Source organism: Chitinophaga oryziterrae (assembly GCF_009758125.1).
Classification (GTDB): Bacteria; Bacteroidota; Bacteroidia; order Chitinophagales; family Chitinophagaceae; genus Chitinophaga; species Chitinophaga oryziterrae.
Genome location: NZ_WRXO01000010.1, coordinates 164,989 through 188,381, shown reverse-complemented (window position 1 = coordinate 188,381; position 23,393 = coordinate 164,989). Strand labels below are relative to the sequence as shown.

Annotated in this window: 22 protein-coding genes; 11 read left to right on the top strand and 11 right to left on the bottom strand. The window is 43.9% G+C overall.

Annotation, left to right across the window (positions count from 1 at the left end):
• Positions 1-19 precede the first annotated feature (19 nt).
• From GO495_RS26595 to mutY, 5 genes are all read right to left on the bottom strand, one after another.
• The gene (locus tag GO495_RS26595) at positions 20-595 is read right to left on the bottom strand and encodes a DUF3109 family protein (protein ID WP_157302987.1); all 576 of its coding nucleotides are present in this window, start codon (positions 593-595) and stop codon (positions 20-22) included.
• A 63-nt stretch (positions 596-658) separates the two neighbouring features.
• Positions 659-1,279, bottom strand: coding sequence for a gliding motility lipoprotein GldD (gene gldD / locus GO495_RS26590; RefSeq protein WP_157302986.1), 621 nt, complete (start codon positions 1,277-1,279; stop codon positions 659-661).
• An 18-nt stretch (positions 1,280-1,297) separates the two neighbouring features.
• A complete protein-coding gene (gene gldE / locus GO495_RS26585) occupies positions 1,298-2,647 on the bottom strand; it encodes a gliding motility-associated protein GldE (protein ID WP_157302985.1) in 1,350 nt (449 codons plus the stop codon).
• Positions 2,648-2,824: 177 nt separating this feature from the next.
• A complete protein-coding gene (locus GO495_RS26580) occupies positions 2,825-3,280 on the bottom strand; it encodes a single-stranded DNA-binding protein (protein ID WP_089781904.1) in 456 nt (151 codons plus the stop codon).
• Between the two features lie 180 nt (positions 3,281-3,460).
• Positions 3,461-4,525, bottom strand: a complete 1,065-nt coding sequence (gene mutY, locus GO495_RS26575; protein ID WP_157302984.1) for an A/G-specific adenine glycosylase — start codon at positions 4,523-4,525, stop codon at positions 3,461-3,463.
• 685 nt (positions 4,526-5,210) lie between these two features.
• Between mutY and GO495_RS26570 the strand changes: the two genes are divergently transcribed.
• The 4 genes from GO495_RS26570 (at position 5,211) to GO495_RS26555 (ending at position 10,153) form a co-directional block, all read left to right on the top strand.
• Positions 5,211-5,498: an HU family DNA-binding protein gene (locus GO495_RS26570; RefSeq protein WP_073084475.1), complete on the top strand. Its 288-nt coding sequence runs from the start codon at positions 5,211-5,213 to the stop codon at positions 5,496-5,498.
• Between the two features lie 23 nt (positions 5,499-5,521).
• Entirely contained in the window at positions 5,522-6,364 is an 843-nt protein-coding gene (locus GO495_RS32560) for a tetratricopeptide repeat protein (RefSeq protein ID WP_157302983.1), read from the top strand.
• A 435-nt stretch (positions 6,365-6,799) separates the two neighbouring features.
• Complete coding sequence (locus tag GO495_RS26560) at positions 6,800-8,350, top strand: Rne/Rng family ribonuclease (RefSeq protein WP_089781908.1); 1,551 nt, start codon at positions 6,800-6,802, stop codon at positions 8,348-8,350.
• A gap of 159 nt (positions 8,351-8,509) precedes the next feature.
• Positions 8,510-10,153 (top strand): L,D-transpeptidase family protein, encoded by a 1,644-nt coding sequence (locus GO495_RS26555; RefSeq protein ID WP_157302982.1) that lies wholly within the window; start codon positions 8,510-8,512, stop codon positions 10,151-10,153.
• A gap of 39 nt (positions 10,154-10,192) precedes the next feature.
• Here GO495_RS26555 and GO495_RS26550 read toward each other — a convergent pair whose 3' ends face one another.
• Positions 10,193-10,573, bottom strand: coding sequence for a RidA family protein (locus GO495_RS26550; RefSeq protein ID WP_157302981.1), 381 nt, complete (start codon positions 10,571-10,573; stop codon positions 10,193-10,195).
• Positions 10,574-10,647: 74 nt separating this feature from the next.
• On the opposite strand from GO495_RS26550, the gene GO495_RS26545 reads away from it, so the two are divergent.
• From GO495_RS26545 to GO495_RS26520, 6 genes are all read left to right on the top strand, one after another.
• A complete protein-coding gene (locus tag GO495_RS26545) occupies positions 10,648-11,322 on the top strand; it encodes a 3-hydroxyacyl-CoA dehydrogenase family protein (protein ID WP_157302980.1) in 675 nt (224 codons plus the stop codon).
• 1 nt (position 11,323) lies between these two features.
• Complete coding sequence (gene tsaB, locus GO495_RS26540) at positions 11,324-12,001, top strand: tRNA (adenosine(37)-N6)-threonylcarbamoyltransferase complex dimerization subunit type 1 TsaB (RefSeq protein ID WP_157302979.1); 678 nt, start codon at positions 11,324-11,326, stop codon at positions 11,999-12,001.
• A gap of 230 nt (positions 12,002-12,231) precedes the next feature.
• A complete protein-coding gene (locus GO495_RS26535; RefSeq protein WP_012788619.1) occupies positions 12,232-12,591 on the top strand; it encodes an ArsR/SmtB family transcription factor in 360 nt (119 codons plus the stop codon).
• A gap of 294 nt (positions 12,592-12,885) precedes the next feature.
• Positions 12,886-14,289, top strand: coding sequence for an MBL fold metallo-hydrolase (locus GO495_RS26530; protein ID WP_157302978.1), 1,404 nt, complete (start codon positions 12,886-12,888; stop codon positions 14,287-14,289).
• A gap of 101 nt (positions 14,290-14,390) precedes the next feature.
• Complete coding sequence (locus GO495_RS26525) at positions 14,391-15,200, top strand: SDR family oxidoreductase (RefSeq protein WP_157302977.1); 810 nt, start codon at positions 14,391-14,393, stop codon at positions 15,198-15,200.
• Positions 15,201-15,293: 93 nt separating this feature from the next.
• Positions 15,294-15,785, top strand: a complete 492-nt coding sequence (locus GO495_RS26520) for a BON domain-containing protein (protein ID WP_157302976.1) — start codon at positions 15,294-15,296, stop codon at positions 15,783-15,785.
• A 13-nt stretch (positions 15,786-15,798) separates the two neighbouring features.
• On the opposite strand, the gene GO495_RS26515 is transcribed toward GO495_RS26520, so the two are convergent.
• The 5 genes from GO495_RS26515 to GO495_RS26495 are packed head-to-tail and all read right to left on the bottom strand — an operon-like array spanning position 15,799 to position 21,801.
• The gene (locus tag GO495_RS26515; RefSeq protein WP_157302975.1) at positions 15,799-16,695 is read right to left on the bottom strand and encodes a lysophospholipid acyltransferase family protein; all 897 of its coding nucleotides are present in this window, start codon (positions 16,693-16,695) and stop codon (positions 15,799-15,801) included.
• A gap of 14 nt (positions 16,696-16,709) precedes the next feature.
• Positions 16,710-18,308 (bottom strand): L-aspartate oxidase, encoded by a 1,599-nt coding sequence (gene nadB, locus GO495_RS26510; RefSeq protein ID WP_157302974.1) that lies wholly within the window; start codon positions 18,306-18,308, stop codon positions 16,710-16,712.
• A gap of 30 nt (positions 18,309-18,338) precedes the next feature.
• Positions 18,339-19,049 carry a lysoplasmalogenase gene (locus tag GO495_RS26505; RefSeq protein ID WP_157302973.1) on the bottom strand — a complete coding sequence of 237 codons (711 nt, stop codon included), beginning with the start codon at positions 19,047-19,049 and terminating at the stop codon, positions 18,339-18,341.
• A 55-nt stretch (positions 19,050-19,104) separates the two neighbouring features.
• A complete protein-coding gene (locus tag GO495_RS26500; protein WP_157302972.1) occupies positions 19,105-20,442 on the bottom strand; it encodes a sensor histidine kinase in 1,338 nt (445 codons plus the stop codon).
• A 6-nt stretch (positions 20,443-20,448) separates the two neighbouring features.
• Positions 20,449-21,801, bottom strand: a complete 1,353-nt coding sequence (locus GO495_RS26495) for a sigma-54-dependent transcriptional regulator (RefSeq protein WP_157302971.1) — start codon at positions 21,799-21,801, stop codon at positions 20,449-20,451.
• Between the two features lie 288 nt (positions 21,802-22,089).
• Here GO495_RS26495 and GO495_RS26490 point away from each other — a divergent pair, with 288 nt between their 5' ends.
• On the top strand, positions 22,090-23,337 hold the full coding sequence (locus tag GO495_RS26490; protein WP_157302970.1) for an efflux RND transporter periplasmic adaptor subunit: 1,248 nt from the start codon (positions 22,090-22,092) through the stop codon (positions 23,335-23,337).
• The last annotated feature ends 56 nt before the right edge of the window (positions 23,338-23,393 follow it).

Here is a 23,393-nt window from a genome sequence, read left to right as displayed (position 1 = left end):
TAGCATCAGGGTGGTAAACCTACTCTGCTTTGTATTTCTTCAGTGCTATTTTGTCCAGCACTTCATAGAAATCTTTACCGTATTTACGGGTAATCGCATCGCGCAGGAAACGGTATACTGGTACACGTAAAGCTTTCCCGTTTTTACAGGCAGGTTTACAAACGTCCCAGCGATCGTAATTCAGCGCTTCAAAAGCTTCGTATTTCTTTACCCGGATGGGGTATAGGTGGCAGGAGATGGGTTTTTTGAAATCCACTACTCCGTCGTTGTATGCTTTTTCTATACCGCAACCCACAATCCCATGATCGTCTATTGTAGCATAGGCACAGATCCCTTTATTAACGATGGGTGTTACGTAGCCATATTCATCATCGATGGTATTGGTACCGGTTTTTTCTATTTCTGCAATACCATCCGGTCGCAGGTAGGAAGTTATTTTCGGGTAGATCTTTTTGAGGATTTTCACTTCCTCTTTTTCCAGTGGAGCCCCACAATCACCGGCTACACAACAGGCCCCTTTGCAGGCGCCCAGGTTGCAAACGAATTGTTCTTCGATCAATTCATCGCTGATGTATTTATCGTCTATTATGATCATTGTTAGTTAGCATCTATATTCACACCTATTCCAATACCGGCAAATTTACAACAATCTTACCTGTTATCTCCATTTTAAGGTCTCAACAAGGTGTAACAGGTCTTTTTGCAGGAACTGATTCACCGGTGCCAGGGAGTCTGCATTGGGAGCAGCATCGAAATAAAGAGCACCACGGAGGAAATGACGGACAGAGTCGGTAGCGAAGAATTGTTTGGCAGAAGCCGCATTACCTCCTACATCGTAGAAAAGTCCGTGTACATTATTGGGGGTAGCGATTACATTTTCATTGATGTATTCAGCCTTATAAGTGTGTTTATAGGTCATTTTGAATGCATCGTTGATCAGCTGCTGGAAGTTATTCTCTCCTTTCCCTATTTCCTTATAGCTCATGTATATTTTCCCGTTCAGAGAGGGGAATTCCACATTTATCCAGTAAGGGTTTTCGGTTTTTTCACCAAAGAAGAGGCTATCCTTCACGATAGTTGCGTACACGGGATATTCGAAAGTGTAGGGATATCCTGGTTTATCAAAGACCTGGTATTCCCGTTTCGGGAACTTTATTTCAAAGTATCCGCGTGGTTTAGGAGTGAATGTCTGTTCGCAGGCAGTTGTAAATAATAGAATGGTAAGCAACCAGCTATAAGCAGGCAGTATAAGGCTGTTCTTGTTCCCTTTGAATTTCATTACAGGCTGGTTATTATTTTATTCCTCTTCTGCATTCTGCCGGATGCTCACCTGTACTTTCTGAATACGCATTTTGCTTACTTCCAGTACGGTGAAATCGTATTTTTCGAGGCTGATCACGCTGTTTTCTTCGGGGAATTTACCCGCCAGTTCCAGGATCAGACCGCCGATAGAGTCGCTTTCTCCTTTTACCACTTCGAAGGTATCGGGAGGAATGTTCATAATACGGCAAACGTCGTTGAGCATAGTTTTACCTTCAAATACATAGGTGGAGTTGTCCACTTTGCTGTAGTTGAATTCTTCTTCATCGAACTCGTCTTTGATATCGCCTATTACTTCTTCCACGATATCTTCCAGGGTAACGATACCGGAAGTACCGCCGAATTCGTCCACGACTACGGCAAAGTGCATACGTCTTGTCTGGAATTCGGAGAGCAGGTCTTCAATCAGTTTATGGCCATGTACAAAGAATGGCTGCCGCATAACGGTGTGCCAGTCGAAGGCATTGCCTTTATCGAGGTGAGGAAGGAGATCTTTAGTATGGATAACGCCTACGATGTTGTCGAGGTTACCTTTATACACCGGTAAACGGGAATAATGAAGATCTGCCACATGTTTTACCACGGTGGGGAAAGTATCGTCATATTCAATACCAGACACATCCAGGCGGGTGTGCATGATTTGTTTTACGGTGATATTGCCGAATTTGAGGATTCCTTTGAGGATATTCTTTTCTTCCTGGGAAGCGGTGGGGTCTACGCTCATTTCGATGGCTTCGTCTATTTCCTGGTAGTTGACAGCGCCGCTGCCTCTGTGGAAGAATTTGGCTTCTATGTTTTCGCTGACGCTTACGTAGAAGTCGCTTACCGGTTCGAGGGTAGCATGTATAATGCTGACGAACCAGGCGAAGTAGGTAGCGAAGCGAATGTTATTCTGGGCAGCCCATACGCGGGGAAGTACCTGTGCGAAGAAGAGGAGTACGAAGGTGATGATCGCGATACGTACTACAAAGGATACTACGGGCAGGGTCTGGAGGTCTTCCATCTGGGTGATCAGATAGTTGGTGACCAGTATAAATGCCAGGGACAGGAGGATACCTGCTATCTGGAGGGAAGCCAGCAGGGAGCGCGGTTTTTCCAACAGTTTGGTAATCAGCTTTCCGCTGGTATTTTGCCTTGTTTTAAGGGCATTGAGGTCTTTATAGTTGAGGGAGAAGAAGGCGACTTCTGCTCCGGACACGATAAATGCCAGTAATAGTAATATAAATATTACAAGGAGGTAAATTGCCACATTGGGGGTGGCAATCGGCGCTGCGGCTTGTAACAGGGTAAGCTTACCAAATAGAATGCTTGCCGGATAGATGTCCAAATTGTACGACTTTGACGTGATAAATATTAAACCTGAGTCTTTACACTACAAAGCAGGTTCCAAAAAAAGGGAAAGAAATTCAGGTATTAAATTGAATAACTTTCCCTATATGCAAATATAAGTAATGTCCCATTACAGGATTATCAATTAAAAAGAATTAATATTTTATTTGGATAGTTAAAAGGGTAGGTCGTCCGCTGCGTCGTTCATTTGGGGTGGAATCTCCATATTGGGAAAATTGTCTCCTGTGGAGCTACCGGTGTTACTGTGATGGATAGCGCTTTCAGAGTTATTGAGATCCATCCGTTTGTCCAACATAACAAGGTTATCACCGACCACTTCGGTAGCAAATTTTTTATTTCCTTCCTTATCTTCCCAGCTGCGGGTACGTAAACGGCCTTCAATATATACCAGGCTACCTTTGTGCAGGTACTTTTGCGCCAGTTCTGCCAGTCCTCTCCACAATACTACTGTGTGCCATTCTGTTTGGGATATCAGTTTTCCGGCTCTGTCTTTGAATGTTTCTGTGGTAGCAAGTGAGAACTTAGCTACTGCAATATTACCTTCTAAAAATTGTACATCCGGATCTCTACCCAAATTGCCAATCAGGATTACTTTATTAACACCTCTCATTGTTGCAGGTTTTAATCTATTGATTTTAAACTATTGAAAATATACTTCTTCTTAAATAAACTACCTTCTTAAAGTTAATATTTTTTTCCAATCGGCAGGGAAAATTTTAGGGCATACTTTTAGCTTCAAATACCTTGCCGCAGCAAGTTAAGAGCAATTGACCCCACCTGGAATCCCGGGTCAAAACAGGCTCAGCTCCCTTTTTTTCAGAAAGTCTGTAATTGTTTTTGGAAATGCGAAACCGTCCAGCTGTGTACGTGGAACAGCAATGTAGCCGGGCATCTCCGGTTGTTTTGTAACTGACATGAAGATGAATTGACTGTAAATTGTTTGGTGTGTAAGCTGCTGCTTAAATGCAGCTGAAGTCCCATTTATGTTGTAACTCATATCAACAAACGTGCTTTTAAACACGGGCATTGCCTGTAATGTGGGAATATCTGCAGGTTGCGGTGTTTCTATTAAAATGAATTCGTGCAGGTTTTGCCAGATATCATTTTCGGTGCGTTTGCGTATGTAGATGTTGTCTTTGTACTGCAATACCAGGTAGTAGAAGTATCTCTTTTTGATAACGAGCTTCTTTGTTTTTACCGGTAGCAGGCCAACGAGGTTGAGTTGTAATGCTTTACATTTTTTAGACAGGGGGCAGATGGAGCAGGCCGGTTGCTGTGGCTTGCATATCACCGCTCCAAAGTCCATGATGCTCTGGTTATAGGCTGCCGACTGAGCATGTGGCAGGAGTTCCTGGGCCAGTGCGGTGAATTGTTTTTTACCGGTGGTGCTGTCTATGGGGGTATCTATATCGAAGTACCTGGACAGTACGCGGAAAACGTTACCGTCTAATACTGCATGTGGCAGGTTGAAGGCAAATGATGCTATAGCGGCAGCGGTGTATGGTCCTACGCCTTTCAGCGATTGTATAGCATCGTACGTATTGGGGAAGTGACCATGGAACTGATCCACAATCTGCCGGGCAGCGGCCAGCATGTTTTTGCAGCGGGCGTAATAACCCAGTCCCTGCCAGAGACGGAAGACCGCTTCTTCCGGAGCGGCGGCCAGGTCCTTCACGGTAGGATAGGCCTGTATGAAGTTTTCATAATATGCCCAACCCTGCTCAACGCGTGTTTGCTGGAGGATAATTTCAGACAGCCATATCCGGTAGGGGTCTTTTTCACCTTTCCAGGGCATGGAGCGGGAATTCTCATTTTGGTTCCATTCAAGAAGAGCGGGGGTAAAGAATTGCTTCATTTTTTATAAACGGGACGATCCTGTGAAGGAGCGGCTTGGAATTTTAATGCAAATATATGTTTGTGAGGGGATAAACAGGACAAGTGTTGAAGGAGAGAGGGAGAATTACCTGTGTGAATTGGTTCAAAACAGGAATAAAACAGGAGTGAAACAGGTTTATCTTACGTTTATCCTACGTTAAAAGACGGAGGATAAACGTAAGATAAACCTGTTCAGAAGCCGATATAGTCATGTTTTGAAGCAGTTAAAGGTATATTTCTATGTTACTTAAATGAGCAGTTTTATATCTGAAGTTATTGAAAAATAGACGAATATAGCAAGATATGCGTTATATTAAAGTAGCATTTGATCACCTGTTTCAGCTATTTAGGACACATATTTCCCCCTTAAGTGCAGAAAAAAAAGGTGAAATGAATATTATTTTTTGTATATTCGTTAATGAGTGGTTTAGTGAAAATTTGCCTGTCATACCTATAAAAATGAACATGTAGTGGTCAAAAGCATAAAAATCTTTTTTCCTCACCATTGCCCAACATTTTACCTAGAGGTTCATAGTTAATGACTTGCATTGGGAAATATTAAGAAAAAGTAAGGTATAAGAAAAAAAGATAAAATTTATTTGCTTAAAATTCAGCAATTAAAAAAAAATAGATAATTTTGGGACAAGTAATCCTTCGCTTCAATTATGAGAAAAGCTGACTTAATTAACAATATTGCTGAAAAAACCGGCATACCTAAAGTAGACGTGTTAGTAACACTAGAGGCCATGTTTAAGGAGGTCAAGGAAGCGTTGGCTAATGGCGAGCACATCTACATACGTGGTTTCGGTAGCTTTATTACCAAGAAAAGGGCTGCGAAGATCGGCCGTAACATTAAGAAAAATGTTGCAGTTGAGATTCCTGAGCACTTTATTCCGGCGTTCAAACCGTCAAAAGAATTCGTTGCGGAAGTAAAGAAGCTTAAAAGTTCTTAATTTCGCAGCCTAATCTTATAGGCGTGCAGAAAAAACAAGTTCTCCTGGTAGGTGCCGCTGCGGCATTACTTATAGTATTGGTAGCCTTTGGCCGCACCATACCACATTCGGACAAAAAAGCGATGCCAACTGACACTCACATGCATAGTGGTCAGGAGGAAAAACCTATTGCCTTCAACGAATTGCTGGCGGCAGCCAAGCAAAAAGTTCCCGCAGGAAAATTACTTTCTATCACTACGTTGGAAAACAAGGTTGTGCGGGGTGATGTAAAAAATCAGCAAATAGCCGCTTACAAAGAATTGTATGTCACCTGGGATAGTCTAAACCAACTTCCCGTAGCTGCCTATTATCTTGGCGAAGCAGCCAAGTTGGAAAATTCCGAAAAAAGTCTCACCTTTGCAGCCAATTTATTTTTAGAACACCTGGAACACGCACAGGATCCTGCAGTTATGAAATGGGAGAGCCAACAGGCTATTACCTTGCTCGATCGGGCTATACAACTTAGCCCTGCAAATGATTCTCTGAAAATAAAACAGGCGCTGCTGTATATGAATACCGGCGAGCCTATGGTGGGTGTTCAAAAACTCAGGGATGTGGTGGCAGCTAATCCTGATAATATTGAAGCTCAATTAACATTGGCAAATCTGGCTATTCAATCCGGTCAGTATGACAAAGCTATCGAAAGGCTGGAAACGCTTTTGCAGAAACATCCTGACGAAGCGAAAGCAATGTTTGTACTGGCTGAAGCCTACCGTAGTAAAGGAGATACCAGGAAGGCCATTGAGATATTTGAGCAATGTAAAAAACTGCTGAAAGATCCGGGTCTGAAAGCGGAAATTGACAACTATATTAAAAGTATTAGATAATATTTCATTTTTTAAACATTTAAAAACGTTTTAGCGTATGCCTTGCGGTAAGAAAAGAAAAAGACATAAGATTGCCACTCATAAACGTAAAAAACGATTGAGAAAGAACCGGCATAAGAAAGGTAAAAAATAGTTTTCTCCTGTTTCCCGCCATTTATACTAACCAGGTTTTATTTGCGGCGCGGTGATCGGACAAAAATTTTGATATATCCTGCATGATTTTAGCGATTATTCTTAAATTGCTGAAGTCATGCAGGTTTTTCCACAAATCCCGCTTAGTATTCCGGATATTACCTGCAGATCGCTGAACCCTTAAGCAATCCATCATCACGTATACTGACATATTGTTAGGTGTAATCTGGTATGCAGTAAGCTGTTATTAAATAGCTGTGCATAACACTAAGGTGAAGTTATAATGGTTAAAATTTTGGACGCTTGAACAAGGAACTTATTATAAATGCGGCACCTACTGGTGTGGAAATAGCGTTGCTGGAAGATAAGAAACTGGTCGAATTGCATCACGAAAGTGGCAATCCCAATTTCTCGGTAGGGGATTTATACCTGGGGAGAGTGAAAAAACTCATTCCGGGCCTCAATGCAGCGTTTGTGGATGTTGGCTTTGAAAAGGATGCTTTTTTGCATTATACAGATCTAAGCCCTTACATACGCTCCATACTTAAATTTACCCAGCAGGCTATTACCGACAAAACCCCAGAGGGTTTTGATTTTACAAAGTTTAAGAATGAACCGGAAATTGTTAAAACCGGTAAGATTACAGATGTGCTGGGCGGTAAGCCTAACATTCTGGTGCAAATACTAAAGGAACCGATCTCTTCAAAAGGCCCGCGTCTTAGTTGCGAAATTTCATTACCCGGAAGGTTTATTGTGTTAACACCCTTTAATGACATTGTAGCTGTATCTAAAAAGATACACTCTTCCGAAGAAAGAAAACGACTGCAAAAGATAGTGGAAGCGATCAAGACACCGAACTTCGGTGTTATTGTGCGTACGGCCGCAGAAGGAAAGAAAACCGCAGAACTGCACGAGGACCTTACTACCCTGGTTGAAACCTGGAAAAACATTCAGGCGAACCTGCGCGGCGGAACACCTCCGCAAAAGGTGCTGAGCGAACAGGCCAAAACCACCAGCATATTAAGAGATCTCCTGAACGAGAGCTTTAACCGTATCGTCATTAACGATAAGAACATGTACACTGATACCAGGGCTTATATCGGTAAGATAGCCCCGGAGAAACAGGACATCGTTCATCATTATCATAATGGCGCTCCTATCTTTGATCACTACGGGATTACCCGGCAGGTGAAGGCTTCATTTGGTAAAACAGTGAACCTCGACAGCGGCGTATACCTGATCATAGAAGCCACGGAAGCCCTGCACGTCATAGACGTAAACAGTGGTTATAAAAGCTCCAGTAACAATCAGGAGCAAAATGCGCTTGCCTCCAACCTGGAAGCTGCGGGAGAAATAGCACGCCAACTCCGGTTGCGTGATCTTGGGGGCATTATTATCATTGACTTCATTGATATGAAGCTGCCTGAGAACAAAAAGGTAGTGTACGAAGCTATGGAGAAATTCATGGCGCAAGACAGAGCCAAACATACTATTCTGCCGATCTCAAAGTTCGGGCTGATGCAGATAACGCGCCAGCGTGTTAAACCAGAAGTAACGATTTCCGTGGCGGAAGATTGCCCAACCTGCCATGGTACCGGAAAAATAGGCGCCTCCGTATTAATTATAGATGAGGTTGAAAAGAACCTTCAATACCTGATAAATCATCAGCATAAAGGACTTACCATCAGAGTTCATCCTATATTTTATGCTTTCCTAGCCAAAGGATTCTTAACCTCCCGCCAATGGAAATGGTATTTCCAGTATAAGAAATGGGTTAAGGTAAAGGCAGATTCTAATTACCACCTTACTGAATATCGCTTTTTCGACGCCAACGAAGAAGAAATTAAATTATAAGATATTGTTTTAAACAGAAACGCTTAACGTCATCGAACGTTAAGCGTTTCTGTTTTTACCGGCATACCAGCATCAGTTATTTGTGACGCAACAGCCTCTCTCAACTCCTTCAATATTTTAGTATATTTTTACGAGGTTCATAAAAATGAGATCACGCATATGTCCGTACGTAAATTGTTGTTGTTCGTAGTTTTGCTGGCTGCCTGCCGTTCAGGAGGAAAGAAAGGGTCACATATGGGAAGGGATACCTCCAATTATACCCAACAGGAATACATTGATCAGAAACTGGATAGCAATGTCGTCAACAACTTCCTGCAAAAGGATACTGCCTATGCAGGATATATCCGCGATTTCTACCGTGAACGTGATTACCACTATGCCTGGATTGACGGCGATGGGAAACTGACAGAGCAAGCTGGCAACTTCATTAACCTCATGAAGACCGACGCGGCATATGGCCTGAATGATACAGGGATCATCAGCAAACCATTACGTGAACTGAATGATACGCTGATGCTGGAAGGTGATAAACTGAAACCCGGCGATAAATCCATCCCGCAGGCAGAGCTACAGTTAACAGCTCAATTCTTCGCCTATGGCAGTAAAGTATGGGGCGGCATGACTTCCGATAATGCAAAAGACCTGGAATGGTTTATTCCCCGTAAGAAAATAAATATGCAGAGTTTACTGGATTCTATGGTCAGCAGGCCTGCGAATACGTTTGAAGAACCAGTAAACATCCAATACAAATTGTTACGCGGTAAACTGCACCAACTGGATGCCCTTTCAAAAATGCCCTGGGACTCTTTAAAAGCTACACAGAAAATATATAAAGAGAATGATTCTGCGGATATCATTGTTGCTGTAAAAGAGCGTCTGCATTTATTGGGAGATCTTCCTGCTGCGGATGCTTCCCCTGTATTTACGCCCCTGCTGGACAGCGCTATCCGCAGTTTCCAGCATTGTACCGGTTTAAAAATAGATGGTACAATCCAGCAACCTTTACTGAACGCGCTGAACATATCTCCACGTAAACGTATTGAGCAGGTGATGGTCAATATGGAGCGTTTGCGCTGGGTGCCTGCTTCATTGCCGGCAGAATACCTGCTTGTGAATATTCCTGCATTTAAGCTTTACGTATATGATGATTACAAGGTAGACTGGAGCTGTAATGTAGTAGTGGGCAAGCCTGGTACTAACACTGTTATCTTCAGCAACCAGATGAAGTTTATAGTGTTTAGTCCTTACTGGAATGTTCCCCCTTCAATTATAGCTCATGAGGTGATACCTGCTGTGAAGCGTAATCCAGGATATCTGGCCCGTCAGAATATGGAAGTTGTGACTAATTCCGGGCAGCCTGTAAGTATAGGCTCTATCAACTGGAACAAGTATAGCGGGACCAGTTTCCCTTACATTATCCGGCAGAAGCCGGGTGGAGCGAATGCATTGGGTAAGGTGAAATTCCTTTTCCCCAATGAGTACAATATCTACCTGCATGATACGCCTTCCAAAGGATTGTTCGGAGAGAACAAACGTACTTTCAGTCATGGTTGTATCAGGATAGCCGAACCCCAGCACCTGGCAGAATGGTTGTTACGCAAAGATCCTTCCTGGACAAAGAAAAAGATAGTGGATGCAATGAATAGCGGGAAGGAGAATGTTGTGTCTTTAAAAGAAAAGGTGCCGGTGTTTATTGGATATTTTACGGCATTTGTGGATGACCAGGGCAGATTGAATTTCAGGGATGATGTGTATGGGCACGATGCACAGCTGGCAGCCAGTCTGTTTGGCAAAAAGAAATAAATGTAAGGCCAGGACGATCATCGTCCTGGCTTTAATATTTTATTTACATGCGATCACTGATATCTCTACGTTTACGCCTTTGGGCAAACCGGATACTTCTACGGTTTCCCTGGCAGGGAAGTAGCCGCTGAAGTACTTACCATATACTTCATTGATCTGCGAGAAGTTCTTCATATCTGTAATAAAGATGGTGGTCTTTAATACATCACTAAAGTCCATACCGGCAGCGACCAGGATGTTTTTCAGATTGTGCATTACCTGGTGTGTTTCAGTGATAATATCTTCCAGCATCAGTTGGTTTGTTTCTGCGTGAAGAGCGATCTGTCCGGAAACAAACAACATATTACCTGCTTTAATGGCCTGATTATAAGGACCAATAGGAGCAGGAGCATTTGTAGTATTGATGATCTGTTTTTCCATAGTTGTAAAATTACAGGGAATTTTTAATTCAGCATTATTAGTTATTAATTAATAGGTTTGCGAAAATTTTGCTCATGAAGGTCCTGGTAATAGGAGATGCGCAACATTATACAGCCCTGCTGCTGAAAGGCGGTTTAAACGGGCATCAGGTGGAGCAGGTAAGCACGCCGGACAGGATTGATTCACTGGCAGATTATCAGCTGGTGATAGACCTGGTCTTTGATGATCACCAGGAGCATGCAACACTGTACGCCAGGTTCCCGGCAGTACCGGTGCTGGCAGGCATCGTAAAGACGTCTCTTGGGGCTGTAATGGGTAACTATGCGTTCAGTCAGGGGTTTAACCTGATAGGATGCAACTGGCTGCCGGGGTTTATTGAAATGCCGGTGACGGAGGTCTCTGTAATAGATGAGGAGCAATTGCCGGTATTACAGGAGATCATGGGGCAACTGGGCTGGCAGTATGAAGTGGTGAAAGATAATGTGGGAATGGTCACGCCCCGTGTAGTATGTATGATCATTAATGAAGCATACATGGCTGCTGAGGAGGGGATCGCTTCCAGACCGGACATTAATACGGCCATGCGGCTGGGGACCAACTACCCGCTGGGACCGTTTGAGTGGTGTGAAAGGATAGGCATAAAGCATGTATGTGATGTTTTATCATCTGTATATGCTGCCACCCGAAGTGAAAGATATAAGGTAAGCCCGCTGTTAATCAGAGAGGCGCAAACATCAAATGTAAAATAGATTGTCTTTAATACTCAACATAGATACTGCTGCGAAAATTGGTTCTGTTTGTCTTTCTAAAGACGGGCAGCCTTTACAGACCCTGGTCAACGACCAGCAAAAGGACCATGCCGCCACGATGGTCCCGTTTGTTCAGGAGATCATGAGAACGCAGGGGGTCACTCCTGCGCAGCTGGATGCAATCGCTGTAAGCGCAGGCCCTGGTTCTTATACCGGTTTACGTGTAGGCGTGGCCACAGCCAAAGGGTTGTGTTATGCCTGGAATAAGCCGTTGATAGCTATTTCTACTTTACAGATGATGGCTCAGGGATTGTATATGCAATTAAAGGATAATGCAGCTTTCTATTGCCCGATGCTGGATGCACGCCGTATGGAAGTGTATACGGCCATATATAATGCAGATCTGTCAACTGTAATCGCACCGCAGGCGCTCATTCTTACTCCTGATGCTTTTGCGGCGCAGCTGGATCATCAAAAAACGTATTTCTTTGGTGATGGCAGTGGAAAATGGCAAATACTACTAAATGGTCATCAAAACGCCTTATTTGTACCCTATGAGATGAGCGCAGCTCATTTGTCATTACTTTCTAATGCAGCTTTTGACCGTCAGGACTTCGCTGATGTGGCATATTTCAGTCCTTTTTACCTCAAACCCTTCCATTCTACTCCCAAAAAATAGGGATTTTTTCGAACCAATTACATAATTATGTCATAGAACTGTCAAATTACATTTAATTGGCACGTAATGGCCATCTATATATTAAAAAATAAGGTATAGAAGTTTTTTTTATTACGACTAATATTATATTTTTGTATAAATCGATACCCGGTTATTGTTTTCTAACAATTTGTGGGTTTACTGTCCGTTGATCCCTTTCATTTCATCATTACTTTAAAAACTATTATGCGATGGAAAAAACATTATTAACTACCTCTTCTAATACTCTTATTATTTCTAGAGGTACCAATGAAAAAGACCAAATTAAATTGGATTACATTGCTGTTAAGAAGGCTGCGATGGTATTGCGTGCAATAAACCATAAGCTGCGCCAGCAAATGATTAAGTTGCTGGAAGATCACAAAAAAATGACAGTTACTGAAATCTACGTTAAGCTGCGTCTGGAGCAGTCGGTTGCATCACAGCACCTGGCTATTCTGCGTCGTGCCGGCATTGTAATCACAGAAAGAGATGGTAAGTTCATTCACTATACGATCAACAAACAACGTATAGCTGAAGTTGCCAAATTTGTGGAAGAGCTGGTAGGCTAAATCTGGTTTTGGATGACTGGTCATCTGAGTACAAAGAAATTATTCGGGCCTAACTGAGGGATTTTTGCTTTTGGTTAGGCTCCAATTTTTGATTTGCCAAGGTTACAATTAATGTAAATTATACTACTCAATTGAGTAGTATTTTATTACCTGCATATTTCCCGTTATATATAATAACAGGACTCGTGTTTGTACGTGTGTGTAATTTTGACGTTAAAAGTCGTATCATATTATGACTTCTCCCATACATTCGTCCGCTGATTAATTCGTAATTTTGCACGAAATCAAAAACCGATGTTCGTCAAGCAACTTTATACGAATTGCTTATCAGAAGCTGCCTACTTTATAGAGTCAGAAGGAGAAGCTATTGTGATAGATCCACTGAGAGATATCGAAGCTTATCTTGACCTTGCCAAAGAACGGAACGCTACCATTAAGTACATCTTCGAAACACATTTTCATGCAGACTTTGTATCAGGTCACCTTGATCTTGCTGCTGTTACAAAAGCTCCTATTGTATTCGGGCCGGAAGCTGTTACCAGTTTCCCGATCTATCCTGCCAAAGACGGAGAGAAGTTCACTATAGGTAAACTGACCCTGGAAGTATTACATACACCAGGGCATACCATGGAATCTACCTGTTATTTATTATATGATGAAAACGGAATTCCCGCCAGCTTATTTACAGGAGATACGCTCTTTGTTGGTGATGTTGGCCGTCCGGACCTTTTCAGCGGTAACCATACCAAAGAAGAACTGGCCGGTATGCTGTTCGATTCCTTAAATACCAGGATCAAAACTTTGCCGGACAATGTAACTGTTTATCCGGCACATGGTCCTGGTTCTGCCTGTGGTAAAAACCTGGGTCCCAATACTTCCAGTACCCTGGCAGAAGAGAAAAGCACTAACTATGCTTTGCTGGCTACTGATAAAGCACAGTTTATCTCTGAAGTAACGGATGGTCTCAGTACGCCTCCTTCTTATTTCCCTATCAATGCTAAAATAAACCAGGAAGGATATGATACACTCAAAGCCGTAATGGAAAAGAGTAATGTAGCATTATCCGTAGCTGATTTTAAAAAGAAGATCAAAGAAGGAACGCTGGTACTGGATACCCGTCCTGCAACAACATTTGCTGAGGGTTTTGTACCCAGTTCTCTGAGTATTGGCCTGGAAGGCCGTTTTGCGGAATGGGCCGGTAGCCTGTTACCATTCGATCAGGAAATTATTCTTGTAACAGAAGCCGGAAAGGAAGAAGAGACCATCGTTCGTTTAGCGCGTGTTGGTTTTGATCATGTGGCTGGTTACCTGAAAGGTGGTTATGAAGGATGGGTTGCTGCAGGGGAAAAGATCGATATGATCATTACGGTAGAACCGGATGAACTGGCGATGGATCTTCCGCATGATCCGAACCTGATAGTACTGGATGTGCGTAAACCCGCAGAGTATGCCGACGGGCATATTAAAGATGCGATCAATCTTACTTTAAGTGATATGGTGGATCCTGGTACGATGGCAGATTTTGATGATCATCATAACCTGTACGTACATTGCCAGGGTGGATATCGTAGTATTATTGCCTGCTCAATGCTGAAGAGGGAAGGCATTCATAATCTGCGTAATGTAGAGGGTGGATATAATAATATGAAGGAGACAAAAGGACTGGAAACAGTGAAGGAGAAGAATGTATTGAATTAGTATATTTCTCATCAGCTTATAAAAAGGAGAAGGGCGTTATAGCTTTTCTCCTTTTTCATTTTCACAGGTATGCTTTTTGAACATTAACTGTAAATATCTCTATGGGAAAACAACTGGAAGGACAGATAGCACTGGTCACCGGCAGCAGTAGCGGCATAGGAGCGGGCATCGCAGTTGCATTCGCGGAAGCCGGTGCCACAGTGATTATCAACTATCACAGTGATAAGAGTCTTACAGGTGCGGAAGAGGTGTTGGAGAAGGTTAAAAATGCCGGTGCCAATGGGGTGATTCACCAGTGTAATATTAGTGAGGAAGGGGATGTGATGAAGATGTTTGCGGAGATTCTTTCCCAGTTTGGAACTGTAGATATTGTGGTGACGAATGCAGGCATTCAACAGGATGCCCCTTTTTTAGATATGACACTGGAACAATGGAATGCCGTGATCAGTACTAATCTTACCGGGCAGTTCCTTTGCGCGCGGGAAGCCGCGCGTGAGTTTAAACGCAGGGGTGTGATACCGGAACGTTCTAAGGCCGCAGGGAAGATTATCTGCATGAGTAGTGTGCATGAAGTGATTCCCTGGGCGGGGCATGTGAACTATGCAGCCAGTAAGGGCGGCGTGAAATTATTGATGCAGTCTATGGCGCAGGAGCTGGCGCCACTTAAGATAAGGGTGAACAGCCTGGCTCCGGGGGCAATCAGGACGCGGATTAATAAAGACGCATGGGATACTCCTGAGGATGAGAAAAAATTATTAGAGCTGATTCCTTATGGCAGAATAGGGGAGGCAGATGATATTGGCAAGGCAGCGGTGTGGCTGGCCAGCGATGAGAGTGATTATGTAAATGGTATAACCATGTTCATTGATGGGGGCATGACCTTGTACCCCGGATTTGCAGATAATGGTTGAATATTTCAACTGTTTTGATTGATTAACAATTAATTATGTGCAATAATCTTCATTCTAGCATGTTATTTGTAAATCTCAATTAAACTTTTGACTATGAAAAAAAGATCATTATTGATGGCGGGCTTGCTATTTATCGCGGTGGGCCTATTTTCCTGCCAACCCAGCGACACTACTATTCAACAGGGCGTTAATGAAAAATTATCGGGTACTCCTGGTATTACTGCTGAAGTAAAAGGGGGAGTAGTTATTTTAAGCGGAGAGGTTTCTGATGATGCAGCTAAGACTGCTGCAGAGGAATCTGTGAAGAGTGTAGCCGGTGTGAAATCAGTGACCAACAATGTAATGGTACAGGCTGCAGTTCAGCCACCACCACCTCCTGCAGCGGCACTGAGCCCTGATGATATACTGAAGAATACCCTGGATTCTGCTTATAAAGCGGATGGGTTTACAGAGGTAACTGTAACAGTTGTGAATGGCGAAGCTACCCTGGAAGGGAATGCAAAGAAAGCCGATGTTAAGAAGATCCTGAAAACGGCAGAAAATGCCAAGGCCACAAAAGTGAATAATAAACTTACTGTGAAGTAGAGAATGTATTAATCTAATCAACTCCGTCTTTGGTTCCGGCTAAAGGCGGAGTTGGTGTTTTATATTCATGCTTCCAGCGTCTGTGGCTCCAAACCCATACTTCGGGTTGTTCATGAATGTTCTTCTCAAGGAAATGTACGAATGCTTCTGTAATAGCACCGTCAGGGGCTTGCTGAGGTTCTTCAAAAGCCAGTTTAAGAGTGGCGTGATAATAGCCTCGTTTTACTTTGCGGATGTCTGCAAATACAACAGGAATGTTGTTCCGTTTGGCCGTCATCTCCGGGCCTTTATAGAAAGCAGTCATTTTATTTAAGAAAGGAAACCAGTAACAACGACGGGGATTGCCTGGATTCTGATCTGCTACCAGGGCAATGAGGTATTGCTTACTATACCAGGGCTGCATGGCTTCTCTGATATCATTAGCAGGCAATAAGGTACTGCCGGACTTCTCGCGGAAATGGCGAAACAGCCTGTCGGCTGTTTTGTTGGTCAGTGGCATATACACGACCAGGAACGGGAACCGTACACCCTGCATACAAAACTGATTCGCCCATTCCCAGTTGAAATTATGCCCCAGGTGCAACTGGCAGCTTTTTCCTTTTGCGTAAAGTTCATGTAAAACAGTAAGGTCGCAGATAAACCGGCGTTCCAGGTTCTCAGGACTGATGGTTAACAGCTTGATCGTTTCTACCATCATATCCGTAAGATTGAGGTAGTATTTTTTTGCCAGCAGTGTGATCTCTTTGTTTGTCTTATCAGGAAAAGCCTGTCGCAGGTTTGCGAACACTACTTTTTTGCGATAGCCCACAACGTAGTAGATGATCAGATATATTCCGTCACTAATGAGGTATAACAGCCATAAAGGCAATATGGAAATTCCATATGTGAATGCCAGCAAAAAATAATACATGTCAGCTACGATTTCTATAACACAATATTCTGTACCAGTGCGCTCTTCTGCGGATAATCAGTATTAAAATGTAAACCACGACTTTCCTTACGGAACGAGGCGCTCTTCACGATCAGGTAACCAACGGTAATGAGATTACGCAGTTCGCAAAGCTGGGGAGAAACTTCTGTTCTTTCGTATAGTGATTCTGTTTCTTCGTGTAAGATATCGAGTCTGCGTATAGCACGCTGTAAACGTTCGTTGGTGCGTACAATACCAAGATAATCACTCATGATCTGCTTGAGTTCTTTTAAACTCTGCGTGATCAGGATCATTTCTTTTGGAGCAGTAGTACCGGCTGTATTCCAGTCGGGTACATCATTTTTTAAAGAAATGGATTCAATCCGCAGTACAGCGTCTAAATAACAACGATGTGCAAATACCATTGCTTCCAGCAGGGAGTTGGATGCCAGACGGTTTGCACCATGCAAACCGGTACTGGAGCATTCTCCGCATGCGTACAGGTTGTTGATGGAAGTACGTCCCCATTCATTTACTTTGATACCACCACAGCTGTAATGTGCCGCAGGTGATACCGGGATCATATCCTTTCTTACATCAATACCGGCAGAAAGACATTTTTCATAAATGTTTGGAAAGTGATGTACAAACTTTTCCATATCCATATGCCGGCAGTCGAGGTACACATATTCCGTACCGGCGATCTTCATTTCACTATCTATTGCACGGGCAACAATATCACGAGGTGCGAGAGAAAGGCGTGTGTCATATTTATGCATGAATTCCTCTCCGTGAATGTTACGAAGAATACCACCATCGCCGCGTACGGCTTCTGTGATGAGGAATGCATTGTTCACACCGGGCTGATACAGGGCCGTAGGATGAAACTGGATAAACTCCATATTCTCTATCCTGCCTTTGGCACGGTATACCATCGCCACGCCATCGCCTGTAGCGATGGTGGGATTGGTCGTGCTACGGTATACCTGGCCATTACCACCGGTAGCCAGCACGGTAATGCGGCTGAGGATCTTTTCGATCTTATTGGTAAGAAGGTTCAGGACATATACGCCGTAACATTCAATATCCGGTGTTGATTTTGTGATGAGGTAACCCAGGTGATGCTGGGTGATAAGGTCTACCACAAAGCAGTGGGTAACCAGTTCTATGTTCGGGTTTTTGTGAATGGCATCGAGCAATGCGCGTTCTATTTCCTTCCCGGTAACGTCTTTATAGTGGATGACCCTGAACTCCGAATGTCCGCCTTCGCGGCCAAGGGAGAAATCGCCGGCATCATTTTTATCGAATTTTGCGCCCCATTCAATGATCTCGTTTACACGTTCCGGTCCTTCTTTAACAACTATCTCAACGATATGTTTATTGCAGAGGCCATCGCCGGCAATGAGGGTATCATCAATATGCTTTTCGAAGCTGTCATTTTCCAGGTCGTTCACCACGGCTACACCACCCTGTGCGTATTTCGTGTTGGTTTCATCTTCACGTGTTTTGGTGATGATGGTAATCTTTTTATCAGGACATTCCGCTGCCACTTTTAAGGCGTACGTAAGGCCTGCAATGCCTGAACCAATCACTAAGAAGTCTGTCTGTTGCATAGTTACTTTAGCAAGCACCAAATGTACGCTTTAATTTGTTCTCATACTCCGCGTGCCATACTCCTGCCGGATCTGTAAATATTTGAGTCCTCCGGTACAAAGTCCCCATTGTGCCAGGCCATAGGTTAATGCAACCAGGAAGTCGCCTGCCGGTACGGCATGATAAAAGTGATCTATTGCGATGAGCGTATCTGAGGCAATGAAGAGGATAGCCCCGGTAACCGCAAACCACCCCATCGTCTGTTCTTTCAGCCGGAAAGCATGCATACTCGTTAGCAGGGTAAGGGAAATGAATATCGCGTAAATGACTACGGGAATACTCATATTTCCCAGGTAGGGTAACATGGTAAAGATGAATAACAGTAATGCGGCTGCCGTTAAAAAAATGAACGGCCACTGACAACCGGGTAGCGGGTAATTACTGTATCTGATCTTCAGAAAGAAACCTATATAGGCTAAGTGCGTGAATAGAAAAGAACCAATACCGGCTAAGAAAAACGCTTCTCCTTTATCTTCAAATAAAAGAAAGACATCACCTGTACATGAAAAGAACAAGGCCGCAGACATCAGTATTCTGAATATGCGGGCTACCTGTTTTGTATTGTTTAGAAAGTAGATCGCGAGTAGAATGGTGAGCATTGGCTTCGCCACATAAGAGACTACTTCCCTGTTGCAGGCGATGGAAATCAGATATATAAGAAAGAAAAGGAAAAACAGAATGATCAATACACGTTTTTTCATCCGTGAACGGTTGTTTAATGGTAGTAGTAAATTACGCATTCTTTCCCGAAGAGGGCTAAACAACCGGGAGTAAAATATGGAAGGTAGTACCGTTGTTATTCGTATTGCTGACTTTGAGTTGTCCGCCATGCAGTTGTATGATCTGTTGTGACAGACTAAGCCCAATACCGCTACCTTTCTTTTTGGTGGTATAAAAGGGGATGAAGATTTTATCCATAGCATCCGTATCAATACCAGGCCCGTTATCCGTTATCTCTATACTTACCTGGCTGTTATTATTGAGGGTAACGCTAACACGGATAGCAGGCTGTTGTGACTGTTCCAGTGCATCCATCGCATTTTTAATAAGATTGATCAGCACCATCTGCAACTGGGCCACATCTGCATGAATCTCTGTACTGGAAGATTCAACCTGGTGATGGAAATAAATACCAGCCTGTTTCATTTCCGGTTGCAGCAGGTTGCTTACGCTGGTGACCAGTTCTTTTATATTTACATTAGTAAACTGTGGCTTTGGCAGTGTAGTATAATCCCGATAGGCATTCACAAAATTCATGATACCCTTACTACGGCTCTTGATGGTTTGCAGTGCTTCCTGTAAGTCTGTGATAGCTTCCTGTTGTTGTGTTTCCGGTAAGATATCCTGCTCCACAATATCCTGCATCGTGCTGATCAGTGATACGATAGGTGTAACAGAGTTCATGATCTCATGCCGTAATATTTTGGTAAGGTTCTGCCATGCTTCCAGCTCTTTTTCCTGTAGTTCTGCGTGGATGTTCTGGATAGAAAGCAGTTTCACCAGGCGACCCTGTAATCTGACTGTAGCCGCATGAATGGACAACTGCTGCTCCTGCCGGGTGCGGTACAGGATTTTGTTACCGGAATGTATCTGTAGTAATAGTTCAGATAAACCCGGGTGTGCGTTTTTAAGTTCTGCAATATTTCGCAGGCGGTAAATTCCCAGTAGACGGAAGGCCGCGGGATTGATCAGTTCTATTCTGCCTTCGGAATCGAAAGACAATACACCGATGCTGATATGCTGAACGATGGTATCAATGTATTTGAGGTTGGCCTCTTTCTCCGCACGTGTTTGCCGGAAGGCCTCCAATACTTCGTTGAACTGATGATTCAGCGCCTGGAAACTTTTTCCCAGTTTATTGTCTGCACTGAAGCGGATGGAGAAGTCCTCGTAACGGATGGATTCCAGGAACAGGGTGAGTTTACGGTTTACCCTGTTGATGTAATAATACATGCCATATATCTGGATACCCATGAGCACAATGAGGGCCAGGCCGGGCAGTATCCCCAGTTTATCCCACACCCATACACCCGCTATGGTGGTAGCTGTAAGCAGTATGATGCGTAGAAAAATGGTGACACTGAAATTGTTCATCGGGAGCTATATATTGTATTTTTCCAGTCTTCTGTACAATGCGGCCCTGCTGAGTCCAAGTTCTTTGGCGGCTTCAGTGATATTACCGTTTACTTTTTTCATCGCCTGGGTGATGATATTACGTTCCATCTCTTCCAGGTTATAACCTGTGTTGAGCTGTTGATCCTGAGCGGGCGTTTTAACGAATACGTCTTTAGGCATCAGTACTTTTCCCTGTGAAAGGATAACCGCTCTTTCCATGGCGTGCTGCAGTTCACGGATATTACCCGGCCATTCATATTGTTGTAACTGCGATACCAGTGATTCGTGGAGAGTGGTAGTGGCGCGTTTATATCGTTCGCGGTATAATTGCAGGAAATGTTCTGCCAGCGGAATGATATCTTCCACACGTTCGCGCAGAGGAGGCAGCTGTATTTCGATCGTATTGATACGATAGAGTAAATCCTGACGGAATAGATGTTGTGCCGCCATTTGTTCTATGTTACGGTTGGTAGCACAGATGAGGCGTACATCCAGGGGGATGGCTTTATTGCTGCCTACTTTGGTAACGGCCCTGTTTTGCAGCACGGTGAGCAGTTTGGCCTGGAAGGGCAGGGAGATATTCCCGATTTCATCCAGGAAAATGCTACCTCCACTGGCTTCTTCAAAGCGGCCGGAACGGTCGTCACGGGCATCAGTAAAGGCGCCTTTCACATGGCCGAACAATTCACTTTCGAAAAGCGTTTCGCTGATGGCTCCCAGGTCTACACTTACAAAAGGATGTGCGGTACGGTGCGACAGCTGGTGGATGTGCCGGGCCAGCATATCCTTACCGGTACCGTTCTCTCCCAGAATGAGGATATTGGCATCTGTGGCCGCTACCCGCTGTGCGGTATCGAGAACGTGTAACATGGCAGGGCTGCTGCCTATGATAGAAGAAGATGCTTGTGTTTGTGTGGCAGGAGCTACCTGTTTCTCCTGGGTCCTGTTCTTTTTGTTATAAGCAGTCTGCATGGTTGCCAGCAGCTTTTCATTTTCCCAGGGTTTCAGTACAAAGTCGGCTGCTCCGGCTTTGATAGCGCGTACGGCCATTTCCACATCGCCATAGGCGGTGAACATGACTACAGCAGCTGTTGGTTGCAGGTCCAGGATGCGGTCCAGCCATTCGAAGCCTTCCTTACCGGTGTTAAGGTCGCGGGTAAAGTTCATATCCAGCAGGATCACATCGTAGTCGAAGTTGGATACAAGGTAAGGGATCTTCTGGGGATTGCGTTCAAAGTCTACCTGTCCGAAATGCCTTTTCAGTAATAGACGGGCAGCACGAAGTACGTCCATATCATCGTCTACGATCAAAATTTTTCCTGGCAACTGTGTGGTCATAACAACTTCTTATATATAATTTGTAACGGTAGCTGCAAACAACGTTCCTGACGGGGTAGCAGATGTTTATGGAGGTAGTGAATGCGGCCACAGGCAATATTATAAAAAGATTTCGGTTTTCTCTGAACGGATATTGCGGCAGGGAGAAGTGTCCGGAAATGGACGTGCGGTGTGCGGTACAGGACGTTTTAAATGCATGGTAATCCTTGTAATTCCTTTATGGTGGCTGTTTCTGCGCTTTGGCATGCAGGTTGCCTAACCAGAGAAGCAAAGTTATTAATATAACCTATGGACAAGAAAATAGAAAAGAAGTATTGGTCTAAGAAACGGATTTCACTGATTGGTGGAGGAGTGCTGGTGGTATTGCTGCTTGGGTATAACCTCATATTTGCGGATCATCGTTCCAGGCTGAACGTGGAAAAAGACAAGATCACGATATCTACAGTTACAAAAGGCACTTTTGATCAGTATATAGCTGTAACAGCAGTTGTGCTTCCGCTGAAGACCATCCGTCTGGATGCGATAGTAGGAGGATATGTGAGTCAGAAATACCTGGAAGGGGGGAGTAATGTGAAAAAGGGAGATAGCATCCTGCGGCTGGAAAACCAGAACCTTATGATGGACTTCGTCAACCACGAAACAGAAATTTACCGTTTGATCAATGAACTGCAGAATACCAGGCAGTCGCTGAAACAGAATAAGTTCACTATGCAGCAGACGATTGCCACCCTGGATTACCAGATAGACCAGGCAAAAGACCTGTACGACCGTAACAAGCAACTGGTGGATGAGAAGATCGTTGCCCGTCAGGACTATGTAAAGTACAAGATCGATTACGAACGGCTTGTAAAGCAGAAACAGATTGAAGTGGAAAGTCAGCAGTTCCAGATGGAAAATGCAGCTATACAGATAGAACGCCTGGAATCTACCATTGCCCGTACACAGCGTAACCTGCAGATGATGAAAGAGAACCTGAACAACCTGGTGTTAAGGGCGCCGATAGATGGACAGCTGTCTTCTGTGGACGCGGAAGTAGGAGGAAGCATCACGGCTGGTCAGAATATTGGTCAGATAGATGACCTGAACGGTTTTAAAATGCGGGCAGAGATAGATGAGCATTATGTCTCCCGTGTATTTGCAGGATTAAAAGCCTCGTTCGAGTTCAACAATAAGACCTATGGGTTAGTAATTATAAAGGTTTATCCTGAGATAAAGAATGCCCGCTTTAATGTAGACCTGAAATTTGAAGGAGAAACACCGGATGGCATCCGCAGGGGGCAGTCTTCCCCTATCCGCCTGGAACTGGGCAAGTCTTCATCAGCGGTATTGCTTCCTGTAGGCGGGTTCTTCTCTGATACAGGCGGAAACTGGGTGTATGTGGTAGATAAGAGTGGCAAACGTGCGGTGAAACGTACCATCTCCCTGGGTCAGAAAAACCCTCAGTTCTTTGAAGTGCTGGAAGGTTTGCAGGAAGGTGAGCAGGTGATCACTTCCTCTTATGAGAACTTCGGGGATAAAGAAGTTTTAGTATTCTAAAGTTACAGTTGTTTTAGTCCTGTCGCCCATCCTTCGTCTACGGACGAAGGTGCGCG